Source organism: Halobaculum rubrum (assembly GCF_019880225.1).
In the GTDB taxonomy this organism is placed as follows: Archaea; Halobacteriota; Halobacteria; order Halobacteriales; family Haloferacaceae; genus Halobaculum; species Halobaculum rubrum.
In genome coordinates, this window is record NZ_CP082284.1 from 1206841 (window position 1) to 1219961 (window position 13121).

At 70.6% G+C, this 13121-nt stretch carries 10 protein-coding genes; 7 read left to right on the forward strand and 3 right to left on the reverse strand.

What is annotated here, in order from left to right:
• Positions 1-127 precede the first annotated feature (127 nt).
• Both thrC and K6T25_RS06385 read left to right on the forward strand, forming a co-directional pair.
• Positions 128-1390: a threonine synthase gene (gene thrC / locus K6T25_RS06380; protein ID WP_222917394.1), complete on the forward strand. Its 1263-nt coding sequence runs from the start codon at positions 128-130 to the stop codon at positions 1388-1390.
• Between the two features lie 130 nt (positions 1391-1520).
• The gene (locus K6T25_RS06385) at positions 1521-1790 is read left to right on the forward strand and encodes a hypothetical protein (RefSeq protein ID WP_222917396.1); all 270 of its coding nucleotides are present in this window, start codon (positions 1521-1523) and stop codon (positions 1788-1790) included.
• A 48-nt stretch (positions 1791-1838) separates the two neighbouring features.
• Here the strand turns inward: K6T25_RS06385 and serA are convergent, their stop codons facing one another.
• Complete coding sequence (gene serA, locus K6T25_RS06390; RefSeq protein WP_222917398.1) at positions 1839-3437, reverse strand: phosphoglycerate dehydrogenase; 1599 nt, start codon at positions 3435-3437, stop codon at positions 1839-1841.
• Positions 3438-3638: 201 nt separating this feature from the next.
• On the opposite strand from serA, the gene serB reads away from it, so the two are divergent.
• Together serB and ligA are read left to right on the forward strand one after the other, a co-directional pair.
• The gene (gene serB / locus K6T25_RS06395; RefSeq protein ID WP_222917400.1) at positions 3639-4301 is read left to right on the forward strand and encodes a phosphoserine phosphatase SerB; all 663 of its coding nucleotides are present in this window, start codon (positions 3639-3641) and stop codon (positions 4299-4301) included.
• A 58-nt stretch (positions 4302-4359) separates the two neighbouring features.
• Positions 4360-6510, forward strand: coding sequence for an NAD-dependent DNA ligase LigA (ligA, locus tag K6T25_RS06400; RefSeq protein ID WP_222917402.1), 2151 nt, complete (start codon positions 4360-4362; stop codon positions 6508-6510).
• Between the two features lie 319 nt (positions 6511-6829).
• Here ligA and K6T25_RS06405 read toward each other — a convergent pair whose 3' ends face one another.
• Positions 6830-7678: an ABC transporter permease subunit gene (locus K6T25_RS06405; RefSeq protein ID WP_222917403.1), complete on the reverse strand. Its 849-nt coding sequence runs from the start codon at positions 7676-7678 to the stop codon at positions 6830-6832.
• Between the two features lie 205 nt (positions 7679-7883).
• Positions 7884-8840, reverse strand: coding sequence for an ABC transporter ATP-binding protein (locus tag K6T25_RS06410; RefSeq protein ID WP_222917405.1), 957 nt, complete (start codon positions 8838-8840; stop codon positions 7884-7886).
• A gap of 113 nt (positions 8841-8953) precedes the next feature.
• Between K6T25_RS06410 and K6T25_RS06415 the strand changes: the two genes are divergently transcribed.
• The 3 genes from K6T25_RS06415 (at position 8954) to K6T25_RS06425 (ending at position 12981) form a co-directional block, all read left to right on the forward strand.
• Positions 8954-10258, forward strand: a complete 1305-nt coding sequence (locus K6T25_RS06415; RefSeq protein ID WP_222917407.1) for an O-acetylhomoserine aminocarboxypropyltransferase/cysteine synthase family protein — start codon at positions 8954-8956, stop codon at positions 10256-10258.
• A complete protein-coding gene (gene metX, locus K6T25_RS06420; protein ID WP_222917408.1) occupies positions 10255-11583 on the forward strand; it encodes a homoserine O-acetyltransferase MetX in 1329 nt (442 codons plus the stop codon). Before K6T25_RS06415 ends, metX begins: the two co-directional genes overlap by 4 nt.
• Before the next feature lie 96 nt (positions 11584-11679).
• Entirely contained in the window at positions 11680-12981 is a 1302-nt protein-coding gene (locus K6T25_RS06425; RefSeq protein WP_222917409.1) for an O-acetylhomoserine aminocarboxypropyltransferase/cysteine synthase family protein, read from the forward strand.
• Positions 12982-13121: the final 140 nt, after the last annotated feature.

Genomic DNA, 13121 nt, shown 5'->3' on the forward strand with positions numbered 1-13121 from the left:
CGACCTCGTTTTTGCGCGGAGCGGTCCTGTGCCGCTCCGCCGTCCGTCGAGGCCTCCCCCGGTCGGCCTCGCCGGCACTACCCGCCACGAACGGCCGACTTTTAGTCCGCGAGGTCGACATCTATCCATGAGCCTCTCTCTGGATGCGCCGACACAGGACGCCCCGTCCGTCGCCGACGACGGCGTCTGGCTGGAGTGCATCGCCTGCGGCGGACAGTTCGCCCCGTTCGACGACGTCCGCTTCACCTGCGACGACTGCGACGGCCTGCTGGAGGTCCGCTACGCCGACCCGCCGACGTGGGACGACTTCTCCGGCGAGGGCGTCTGGCGGTACTCTGCCGGACTGCCGTTCGATGAGGGCGTCTCGCTTCCGGAGGGCCACACGCCGCTGCACGAGGTGCCCCGCCTGCGCGAGGACCTGGGCGTGAACCGCCTCCGCGTGAAACACGAGGGGATGAACCCGACGGGCTCGTTCAAGGACCGCGGGATGACCGTCGGCGTCCGCGTCGCCGAGGAGCTGGGCGTCGGCCGACTGGCGTGCGCCTCGACCGGCAACACCTCCGCGGCGCTGGCGGCCTACGGCGCCCGAGCGGGCCTGGAGACGCTGGTGTTGCTCCCGGCGGGAAAGGTCGCCGCCGGCAAGGTCGCGCAAGCGAGCCTCCACGGCGCGCGGATCCTCGAAGTCGACGGCAACTTCGACGCCTGCCTCGACATCGTGCAGGACCTCGCGAACGAGGGCGAGGTGTACCTCCTCAACTCCCTGAACCCCTTCCGGCTGGAGGGACAGAAGACGATCGGCTTCGAGATCCTCGAGGAGTTCCGCGACGACTACGGCCGCTTCCCCGACCGGATCGTCCTCCCCGTCGGCAACGCGGGCAACACTTCGGCGCTGTTCAAGGCGTTCCGCGAACTCGTCGCCGCCGGCGCGATGGACGCCGACGAGGTGCCGAAGCTGACGGGCGTGCAGGCCGCCGGCGCCGCGCCGATGGTCGAGGCCATCGAGAACGGCGCCGACGAGGTCCGCCGCTGGGAGTCCGTGGAGACGATCGCGACGGCCATCCGCATCGGAAACCCGGTGAACGCCCCGAAGGCGCTGCCGGGGATCCGCGGGACCGGCGGCACCGCGGTCGCCGTCGACGACGAGGCGATCACCGGGGCCCAGCGCGACCTCGCCCACGAGGGCGTGGGCGTCGAGCCCGCCTCCGCCGCTTCGGTCGCCGGCCTGCGGAAGCTCCGCGAGCGGGGCGTCGTCGACGCCGACGAGGACGTCGTCTGTCTCACGACCGGCCACCTGCTGAAGGACCCCGACGCCGCCTACGAGGCCGGCGGCGACCCCGAGCCCGTGGCGAACTCCACGGACGCGGTGCTGGAGCACATCGGCGCGAAGTGAGGGAGGACGGTGCGGCGAAGGGGAGTCGGAACGAGCGCGAGCGCGGAGCGAGGGCGCGACGCCGACGAACGGCGCCCGTCACCGGTCCGTCCGACGAAGCTTTTTCCGGGTTCGTGAGGTACTGTGTAACATGGGGGATGAGCGTGCGGACCGCGGCAGCGGCGGCGTCAGCGAGGACGCCAGTGACGGCGAGCGCCCGCGTTCGATGGTCGTAACGGACCTGCGACGGGAGAACCGGCGGCTCCGCGAGCGCGTGGCCCAGCAGCAACGCGAGCGCGAGCGGATCGTCGACCACTACGAGACGCTGCTCGACGCCGCGCGGGCCGACGACGGCGGTGAGGAGGACGACACACAGGGGTCCGTCGTCGCGCGGCTGTTCGACAGGCTACGGAGAACGTAGTCGGGAGACGGCAGAGCGGGCAGCGTCGGCGACGGCGCGGCCGCCGTCTCAGCGACCGTTCTCCGCGTCGTCGAGGACGATCCGGTCCACGGAGATGATTCGGTCGTCGTCGAGGAGTCGGTCGACGGCGTCGTCGGGAAGGCGCTCGTCGAGGTTGTACACGGTGAGCGCCTCGCCGCCGATCGTCTCGCGGCCGTTGAACATCCCGGCGATGTTGACGCCGGCCTCGCCCAGCACGGTTCCGATGAGGCCGATGACGCCCGGCTCGTCGCGGTTGCGCGCGACGAGCATCTGGCCGTACGGGCGCGCGTCGACGCGGTAGCCGTCGATGCGGACGATTCGGGGGTCGTCGCCCGCGAAGAGGGTACCGCAGACGGACAGCTCCGTGTCGCCGTCCTTCACGGTCACCGTGACGAGGCTCTGGAAGTCCTCGGCCTGTCGGGTCTTGCTCTCGGTCACCTCGATGCCGCGGTCCTCGGCGAGCTGCGGGGCGTTGACCGCGTTCACCTCGTACTCCAGCGGCGAGAACACGCCCTTCAGCGCGCTGGCGGTGACGAGGTCGACCTTCTCGCCGGCGATGTCGCCCTCGTAGTGGACCTCGACGCTCGAGATGCGCTCGCCCAACAGCTGGGCGGCGATCCGCCCGGCAGTGTCGGCCACGTCGAGGTACGGCTCGATGCGCGGGAACGCCGACTCGTCCACCGAGGGGGCGTTGAGCGCGTTGATAACCGGTTCGTCCGCGAACGCCGCCAGCACCTGCTTGGCGGTGTCGACGGCGACGTTCTCCTGGGCGGCCTCCGTGCTCGCGCCGAGATGGGGCGTGACGATCACGTCGTCCACGTCGAGCAGCGGCGAGTCCTCGGGCAGCGGCTCCTCGGCGAACACGTCCAGCGCGGCGCCGGGGACGGGCCCGTCCTCGACGGCCTCGGCGAGGGCGTCCTCGTCGACGATGCCGCCGCGCGCGCAGTTGATCAGGTAGGCGTCGCCCATCGCCGCCAGCTCCTCGGCGCCGATCATCCCCTCCGTCTCGGGCAGCAGCGGCGTGTGGATGGTGACGAAGTCCGAACGGGCGAGGCAGTCGGTCAGCTCGTCGACGAGTTCGGCGCCGAACTGCGCGGCGCGTTCCTCGTTGATGTACGGGTCGTAGACGACCAGATCCATGCCCAGCGAGTCGAGGCGCTTGGCGACCTCCTGACCGACGCGGCCCAGCCCGACGACGCCGAGCGTCTTGTTGTTCACCTCGCGCCCGAGGTAGTCGCCCTTGGCCCACTCGCCGTCCTTGAGCCGGCCGTGCGCCTGCGGAATGGAGCGGGCAGCCGCGAAGGTCATCGCGACAGTGTGCTCGGCGGCCGCGCGGACGTTCCCGTCCGGGGCGTTCGCGACGACGACGCCGTGGTCGGTCGCCGCCTCGATGTCGATGTTGTCGACACCGATGCCGGCGCGCCCGACGATGACGAGCTCGGGTGCCGCCTCGAACACCTCGGCGGTCACCTCGGTGCCCGAGCGGACGATCAGGGCGTTCGCGTCCGCGACGGCGTCGAGGAGGTCCTGCCCCTCGAGTTCGTAGCCCGTGACGACCTCGTGGCCGGCGTCTCGGAGCGATTCGATCCCCGCGTCAGCGATGGGATCCGTGACGAGTACCTTCATGCGCGACCGGAGTTTCGGGGCGAGGTAAAGGCTTTCCACCTCGGCGGAACTCGCCCGGCAGTGTGATCCAAGAGTGTGGATACACTACCCCCTTATTTCGAGTGGAGAGACCACATGTGTGCGGCATTCGGCCGGAGGACACGTCGCCGCGGGGCGACGCGAACCACAGGAGTTGAAGCCGCGGCCCGCCAACGGCCGTCCATGACTCGACTCGTGGCGTTCGACTTCGACGGGACGCTCTCGGACTCGGAGATGACGGTGCTGCTGGGCGAGCAGTGCGGCGTGGCAGAGGAGATGGCCGACATCACCGAGCGCGCGATGAACGACGAACTCAGCTACGCGGAGAGCCTGCGCAAGCGCGCGGCGCTGCTGGAACACCTCGAAGAGGAGGACGCCGAGGCGGCCTACGGCGAGGTCGAACTCCGCGAGGGCGCCGCGGACGTGATCGAGCGCCTTCGCGACCGCGGCCACTACGTCGCCATCTTCACCGGCGGCTTCGAGCGCGGCGTCGCCGCCGCGCTGGAGAAAGCCGGCGCGGAGGTCGACGAGATCGTCGCCAACCGCCTGCCGATCGAGGGCGGCCGCCTCACCGGCGAGGTCGAGGGGCCGCTGATCGAGGGAACGAAGGACGAACAGTTGGAGCGCGTCGCCGACGAACAGGGCGTGCCGATGGGTCGGACCGTCGCCGTCGGCGACGGCGCCAACGACCTCCCGATGCTGGAGGTTGCGGGGCTGGCGGTCGGCTACGAGCCCAAGCCCGCGGTCGAGCCGTCCTGCAACGTGGTCGTCGAGTCGATGTTCGAGCTCGCGGACCTGTTCGAGGACGAGGGGGTCCTCGTCCCCGACGTACGAAACGAGCGGTGAGGTGAGCACCCCGCCGGCGGTCGTCCCATTTTAGCCATCGCCCCGCCAACCGCCGCCAATGAGCCAGCCAGCCGAGGTCGACGACGACGACCTCCGCTACGCCGACCCGGACAACCCCTATCTGACAGAGCCGGACACCGAGTTCGCGCCGGTCGAGGACCTCGACGCCGACGCGGCGGCGGCCGAGGCCGACCTGTTGCGCGCGGCGATCCGGGAGCACGACCACCGCTACTACGCCCGAAACGATCCGCTGATCGCCGACCGAGCGTACGACGCGCTGTTCGCGCGGCTGGAGAAACTGGAGGAGACGTTCGACCTCGACACCGCCGACACTCCCACGCGCCGCGTCGGCGGCGGCACGCTGGACGAACTCGGGGAGGTGGAGCACGCCGCACCGATGCTGTCGATCGATCAGTCGGGTGACGCCGAGGACGTGCGCGAGTTCGACGAGCGCGTGCGCCGCACGCTGGACGACGACGCCGATGTGACCTACTCCTGCGAGCCGAAGTTCGACGGCCTCTCCGTCGAGGTGGTGTACGAGGACGGGCGCTACGTGCAGGCGGCGACGCGGGGCGACGGCCGCGTCGGCGACGACGTGACCGAGCAGGTGCGGGCGATCCGCTCGGTCCCGGAGCGGCTCGCGGGCGATCCCCCCGAGACGCTGGCCGTGCGCGGCGAAGTGTTCATCCCCCGCGACGCCTTCCAGGAGCACAACCGCGAGCGCGTCGAGGCGGGGAAAGAGCCGTTCGCGAACCCCCGCAACGCCGCCGCGGGCACGCTCCGACAGCTCGACATCGACGCCGTCGCCGAGCGACCGCTCGACTGTTTCTTCTACGACGTGCTCGGGTGGGAGTCGGACGGCGACGTCGATCCGAACGTCCCGACCCAGCCCGACACGCACCTCGGAGAACTGGACGCGCTGCGCTCGTTCGGCCTGCACGTGAACGACCGCGCCGAACTCGCGGCCGACATCGAGGCGGCGATCGACTACCGCGACCGCCTGGCCGAGGCGCGCGAGGACCTGAACTACGAGATCGACGGCGTCGTGATCAAGGTGAACGGTCGCGCCGCCCGCGAGGAGTTGGGGACCAAGTCCCGGAGCTATCGCTGGGCGTTCGCCTACAAGTTCCCCGCCCGCCACGAGGTGACGACGGTGGAGGACATCGTCGTGCAGGTCGGCCGGACCGGTCGCCTGACGCCCGTGGCGCTGCTCGACCCGGTCGACGTGGGCGGGGTGACGGTGTCGCGCGCCACGCTGCACAACCCCGACGAGATCGCGTCGCTGGGGGTGAGCGTCGGCGACGAGGTGCGCGTGAAGCGCGCCGGCGACGTGATCCCGCAGGTCGCCGAGGTCGTCGAGTCCCGCAGCGACGCGGCCTACGAGTTCCCCGACGAGTGCCCCGTCTGCGGGACCGCGGTGGAGCGCGACGGGCCGCTCGCGTTCTGTCCGAACGGGCTGGCGTGTCCGGCACAGGCCGAGCGTGCGGTCGTCCACTACGCGAGCCGCGGGGGGCTCGACATCGAGGGGCTCGGCGAGGAGTCGGTCGAACAGCTTCGGGAGGCGGGGCTCGTCGAGACGCTCCCCGACCTCTATCGCCTTCCCGACCGCCGCGAGGAACTGATCGAGTTGGAGGGGTGGGGCGAGACGAGCGCGGACAACCTGATCCGCGAGGTCGAGGCGAGCACCGAGCCGGAGCTCGCGGAGTTCCTCGCGGCGCTGGGCATCCACGAGGTCGGCGCCGCGACGGCCCGAAACCTCGCGCGCCACTTCGGCACCTTCGAGACCGTCCGGAACGCGAGCGAGGCGGAGTTGCAGGAAGTGGACGACATCGGCGAGACGGTCGCCCGAACCGTCCGCGACTTCTTCGAGACCGAGCAGAACGCCCGCGTCATCGACGACCTCCTCCGGTTCGTCGACCCACAGTCCGACGACACCGAGACGGGCGACGCCCTCGACGGGCTGACGGTCGTGTTCACCGGGTCGCTGTCGACCGCCCGCAGCGAGGCGCAGGATCTCGTGGAGGCGCACGGCGCGAACGCCACCGGCTCCGTCTCCGGGAACACGGACTACCTCGTCGTCGGCGAGAGTCCCGGGACGAGCAAGCGCGAGGACGCCGAGGCGAACGACGTGGCGGAACTGGACGAGGCGGCCTTTTCGGACCTCCTCGCCGAGCACGGGATCGAGTGGCCGCCCGAGAGCGAGAACTGATCAGCCGCGGTGGCGCGTGCCGGCTGCGCTCCGTCGCAGCCGCAAGCGCGCGAGGGATGAGCGAGACCGGGAGCGGAGCGACCGGGCGAGCGAATCGGCTGGGGAGGTCGTGGCTGCGGCGCGGCGCCCTGGGGTGGGACTGGAAGGGGCCGGCGGCTACGCGAACCCCGGTACCGCAAGCACCGGAACCGAGTGAGCGAAGCGAGCGAGGTGACGAGCACAGCGCGTGCCGCGGGAGCGTAGCCGCCGGGGCTTTCGAGTACCCCCGCGGCAGTCAACTGCGTCCCGACCGACGACCCGAAACCGCCGAACGCGCCGACTACAGATCTGCGCCCTCGAACCGCCACAACCCAAGCAGCGGCGGCACCAGCAGCCACGCGCCGAGCATCGCGAACGCCGCGATCTCCATTTGCGTCGCGTACCGCCCGGCCGCCTCGGTGCCGGCCTGCCCGGCCGCGAACAGGACGCCGTTGACGAACTCGCCGGAGACGATCTTGAACGAGCCGGTGGGGTTGACCAGTCGGAGGAACTCAAGCAGCGACGACCCCGAGATCGGGAGCCAGTCGGGGCCGCCCGTTCCCAGGTACAGCTGCAGCGGGAACTGGATGGCGCCCCACAGCGGGACGAACAGGAAGTACAGCCCGACGGCGCCGCCGATGGCGAGCCGGTTCGACGCCACCGCCGCCGAGAAGCCGACGGCGATGGCGACGAACGCCGCCGACAGCAGCAGCGTCAGCAGGATGTAGCCGACGAACGTGAACGGCCGCAGCGACAGCGGCCCGATCGCGGCCACCAGCCCCGGCAGGAGGAACCCGACCGAGACGGGCACCGCGATGGCGCCCGCGCGGCCCGCGACCTTTCCGAACACCACGTCCCCCCGCGAGTGCGGCAGCGCGAGCAGCAGCTTCAGCGACCCCGACTCGCGCTCGCCGACGACCGCGTTGTACGAGACGACCAGCGCGATGAGCGGGATGAGCGTCGTGACCAGCGCGTCCCGGATGAACACCGACCCGAGAAGCGCGCTCGTCGAGAGCGTCTGACCCTCGCCCGGGCGGACGAGGTAGACGACCACCGACACGAGCAGGACGAAGAACGCCGTCAGCCCCAGCAGCCAGCGCGAGCGCACCGCGTCCTGGAAGTCCTTGCGCGCGACGGCCTCCAAGCTCACGCGAACCACCCCCAGTGAGTGTGAGCACGGGAGTCGCAGCCCGCGAAGCGAGCGGTGCGAGGTCGAACGGGATGAGACCTCAGTGGCGAACGGGGAGCGAGCGCGGTCGAACGGAGTGAGACCGCGACAGCGAGCGGCGACCGAAGCGAGCCGTGAGCGGAGCGACCCGTGAGCGACGCGAGCGAGCAGGACCGTCTCCCGAAGCTCATTCGGCCACCTCCGTACCCGTGGCGTCGCCGCCGGTTCCGGCGCCCGAACCGTCGTCCGTCGCGTACGTGAGGAACAGGTCCTCCAGGCTCGCCTCCTCCGTCGAGAAGTCCTTCACCGTGACGCCGGCGTCCTCCAGCGCGCCGATCACACCCGTCTTCGCGTCGCTTTCACACGAGACGGTGACGGTGCCGCCGTCGGTCGCCGCCGAGGAGACGCCAGAGAGCGCGCGAACGCCCTCCAAGTCCTCCTCGGCGGCTGTGTCGACGGTGACGACGAGTTGCTCCTCGCCGCCGACGGCCTCGCGTAGGCCCTCGATGGAGTCCTCGGCGACCAGTTCTCCCTCGCGCATGATGCCGACGCGGTCGCAGACCGGTTCCACCTGACCGAGCACGTGGCTGGAGAAGAACACCGTCGCCCCCCGATCAGCCTCCTCGCGGACGATCTCGCGCATCTCCTTGGCGCCGGCGGGGTCCAGTCCCGAGGAGGGCTCGTCGAGGATGAGGATGTCGGGCTCGCCGACAAGCGCCATCCCGAGGACGAGCCGCTGGCGCATCCCCTTGGAGTAGCCGCCGGCGCGGCGGTCGGCGGCATCGGCGATCCCGACACGCTCCAGTACGGCGTCGACGTCGCCGTCGAGCTCCTTCGAGCGCATGGCGAACTCGACGTGCTGGCGGCCGGTGAGCCGCTCGTACACGTCGTACCCCTCGGGGAGGACGCCAGTGTGGCGGCGCACCGCAACCGACTCCGCCTGCGCGTCCCGCGAGAGCACCCGAACGCTGCCGCTCGTGGGGCGGACGAAATCGAGCAGTATGTTGATCGTCGTCGACTTGCCCGCCCCGTTGGGACCGAGGAAGCCGAACACTTCGCCCTCCTCGACGGTGAGGTCGAGGTCGCGGACGGCCGTTACGTCGCCGTACCGCTTCGTGACGCCGTCCAACTCGATGGCGGCCATATACCGCCCGATTCCGGCGGTCTCCGTTTTATGCTTTGGGAGTCGGTCCGTCACCCGGCAGACGTTGCCGTAACTGTCGTGCATATCCGTTTGAGTGAATATTCCCGTAGTACATGACCGACGACGCCGACGCGCCGACGGGCGAGTGGGGCGCGCGGACGCGGGCGCTCCACACCGGCTGGACCGGCGATCCGGCGACCGGCGCTCGGGCGCCGCCCATCTACCAGACGACATCCTACTCGTTCCCCGACGCCGACACCGCGGCCGACCTGTACGCCCTCGAGCGCGAGGGCGACGTGTACTCCCGTATTTCCAACCCCACGACGCGGGTGTTGGAGAAGCGGCTCGCGGACCTGGAGGGCGGCGTCGACGCCGTCGCCACCGCCTCGGGAATGGCCGCCATCGACACGGCGACCAGTCTGCTCGCGCGCGCCGGCGACAACGTCGTCGCCAGCGCCGACATGTACGGCGGCACGAGCACCTATCTCGCACATATGGCTTCCCGGCGCGGCGTCGACCTTCGGACCGTCGACACCGCCGACTACGCGGCCTACGAGGAGGCCGTCGACGATGACACCGCGTTCGTCCACGTCGAGACGGTGGCGAACCCGTCGCTCGTGACGCCCGACTTCGAACGGGTCGCCGAGATCGCCCACGAGCACGCGGTCCCGCTGGTCGTCGACAACACCTTCGGAACCCCCGTGCTGTGCAACCCCATCGACCACGGCGCCGACGTGGTGTGGAACTCCACCACCAAGTGGATCCACGGAGCGGGAACCACCGTCGGCGGCGTCCTCGTCGACGGCGGCACCTTCCCGTGGGACCACCCGGACGCCGATTATCCCGAACTGTCGGGAGAGAACGCCGCCTTCGGCGTCGACTTCTCGGAACACTTCGGCGAGCGTGCGTTCACGCAGGTCGCGCGCCACCGCGGCGTCCGCACGCTCGGCAATCCCCAGTCTCCCTTCGACGCCTGGCAGACACTTCAGGGCCTCTCGACGCTCCCCGTCCGCATGGAGAAACACTGCGAGAACGCCCGGATCGTCGCCGAGCACCTCCGCGACCACCCCGAGGTCGCGTGGGTTACCTACCCCGGGTTCGCGGATCACCCGACTCACGAGACCGCCGCCGAGTATCTCGACGACTTCGGCGGCATGGTCGTGTTCGGGCTCGCGGACGGCTTCGCCGCCGGGAAACGCCTGTGTGAGGAGGTGGAACTCATCTCGTTTCTCGCGAACATCGGCGACGCCCGCTCGCTGCTCATTCACCCGGCGAGCACGACCCACGCACAGCTCACCGAGGCGGAACAGGCGGCTGCGGGCGTGAGCCCGGACCTGCTGCGCCTGTCGGTCGGGATCGAGGACCCCGCGGACATCGTGACCGACCTCGACCGCGCCATCGCGGAGGCGACGCGATGACCGCCGTCGAGTCGGTCGGCGAGTTCCGGTTCGAGTGCGGTGAGTCGGTCGACGACCTCGAACTCGCGTACGAGACGTACGGGGAGTTCGACGGGGGCACGGCGGGAACCGCCGCGAGCGAGCGGACGGAGTCCGCGAGCAACGCGGTCCTCGTCTGCCACGCGCTCACCGGGAGCCAGCACGTCTCGAACGCACCCCGCAGCGAGGACCACGACGCCGGCGCGGTGGACGGGAGCGACGCGGGCGACGACGGCGACACGGGCGTCCAGACGGCCGGCCAGGCCCGCGCGTGGTGGGACGACGTGGTCGGACCGGGGAAGGCCATCGACACGACCGAGTACTACGTCGTCTGCGTGAACGTCCCCGGCTCCTGTTACGGCTCCTCCGGCCCGCCGTCCGAGGGGCCGGACGGCGAGCCGTGGGGTACCGACTTCCCGCCCGTCACCGTCGGTGACTGGACGCGCGCACAGCGGCGGCTGCTCGACCGTCTCGGCGTCGGCCGCCTACACGCCGTCGTCGGCGGCAGCGTCGGCGGCATGAACGCGCTCGACTGGGCGAAGCGCTTCCCGGACGACGTGCGCCGCGTGGCCGCCGTCGCGACGGCCGCGCGCCTCGACACGCAATGCCTCTCGCTCGACGCCATCGCCCGCCGCGCGATCACTACCGACCCGAACTGGAACGGCGGCGACTACTACGGCGCCGACCGGCCGAACCCCGACGACGGCCTCGCACAAGCCCGTCGGATCGGCCACGTGATGTACCTCTCGAAGGCATCGATGGGCCGGAAGTTCGGCCGCCGCGCGGCGGGCCGGGGCGCCTTCGGCGACGCTCCGGCGGACCCGACGGATCGGTTCTTCCCGTATCGCGAGGTCGAGTCGTACCTCGATTACAACGCCGACTCGTTCACCGGCCGGTTCGACGCCAACAGCTACCTCTATCTCACGCGGGCGATGGACGAGTACGACCTCGGGGCGGACTACGGCTCCGACGCGGAGGCGCTGGCTGCGTACGAGGGAGAGTTGCTCGCGCTGTCGTTCACGGGGGACTGGCACTTCACCGTCGAACAGTCGCGTGCGCTCGCGGACGCCGCCCGCGACGTGGACGTGCCGACGGCACACCACGTCGTCGAGTCGGACCACGGCCACGACGCGTTTCTCGTCGAACCCGAGTCGGTCGGACCGCCGCTGCGCGATTTCCTCGCCGACGGCGTCGGCGGACGCGCCCTCCGCGACGAGGGGGACGACCGCGACGATCGCGGTGGCTCGGGCGGCCACTCCGGCGATCCCGACCGCGCGCCGGTCCACGCGAGCCTGTTCCCGGGGTAGTCCTGCGGCTCGAACGGGGCGGTGGCGTCACGAACGCCGGCGAATTTCCGTGGCGACGGCAGTGCTTAGCCGTCGGCCTCGGTACGAGCGAACGAGATGTCCGACGAAGACACCGACGACTACGGCTTCTGGACGCGCAGCGTCCACGAGGGCGCGGACCCCGACCCGACGACGGGCGCGCGGGCGCCGCCGATCCACCAGACGACCTCCTACGTGTTCGACGACGCCGACCACGCGGCGCGGCTGTTCGCGCTGGAGGAGGAGGGGTACATCTACAGCCGGCTGCTCAATCCGACGGTGGCACGGCTGGGCGAGCGGCTCGCGTCGCTGGAGGGGGGCGTGGGCGCCGTGCCGACGAGCTCCGGGATGGCGTCGTTCGATCTCGCGACGTTCCTGCTCGCGTCCGCCGGCGACAACATCGTCTCGTCGTCGTCGCTGTACGGCGGGACGTACACCTACCTCACGCACACGGTGGAGCGCCGGGGAGTCGAAACCAGGTTCGTCGATACCCTCGACTACGACACCTACGCGGAGGCGATCGACGGCGACACGGCGTTCGTCCACCTGGAGACGATCGGCAATCCGGCGCTCGTCACGCCCGATATCGAGCGGATCGCCGACATCGCCCACGAGCACGGCGTGCCGCTGTTCGTCGACAACACGTTCGCCACGCCGTATCTCTGCCGGCCGATCGAGCACGGCGCCGACCTCGTGTGGGAGTCGACGACGAAGTGGATCCACGGCTCCGGATCGACCGTGGGCGGCGTGCTCGTCGACGGCGGCTCGTTCCCGTGGGGCGAGCACGCCGAGCGCTTCCCGGAGCTGGGCGCCGACAACCCCGCATACCACGGCGTCAACTTCGCCGAGCGCTTCGGAGAGACCGCGCTCACGTACGGTGCCATCGCTCGCGGCCTGCGCGACCTGGGGAGCGCGCAGTCGCCGTTCGACGCCTGGGCGACGATGCAGAAGCTTGAGTCGCTGCCGATGCGGATGGAGCGCCACTGCGCGAACGCCCAGCACGTTGCCGAGCACCTCGCCGACCACCCGGCCGTCGAGTGGGTGACGTACCCTGGGCTCCCGGACCACGAGACCCACGCGGAGGCGTCGGAGTATCTCGACGGCGGCTACGGCGGCATGATCGCCTTCGGGCTGGCCGACGGCTACGAGGCAGCGCGCGGAACCGTGGAGAACACGGAACTCGCGTCGCTGCTGGCGAACGTCGGCGACGCCAAGACGCTCGTCATCCACCCCGCGAGCACCACTCACCAGCAGCTCACCGAGGAGGAGCAACTGGCCGCGGGCGTCACCAGTGACATGGTTCGGCTCTCGGTCGGCGTGGAGGATCCCGCGGACATCGTGACCGACCTCGACCGTGCCATCGCCGAGGCGACGCGATAGCTGCTGCTCCGAAGGGGCTGACAGGCGGCCTGTGTGACTGATCGAAATCGCCCGGGGATCGATCGATTCACGTCCGCACGCCGACGGTCGGACCGCGCACCCGCCTCGCCGTCGGCGACAGGTCTCAGCGTCGCATCGTC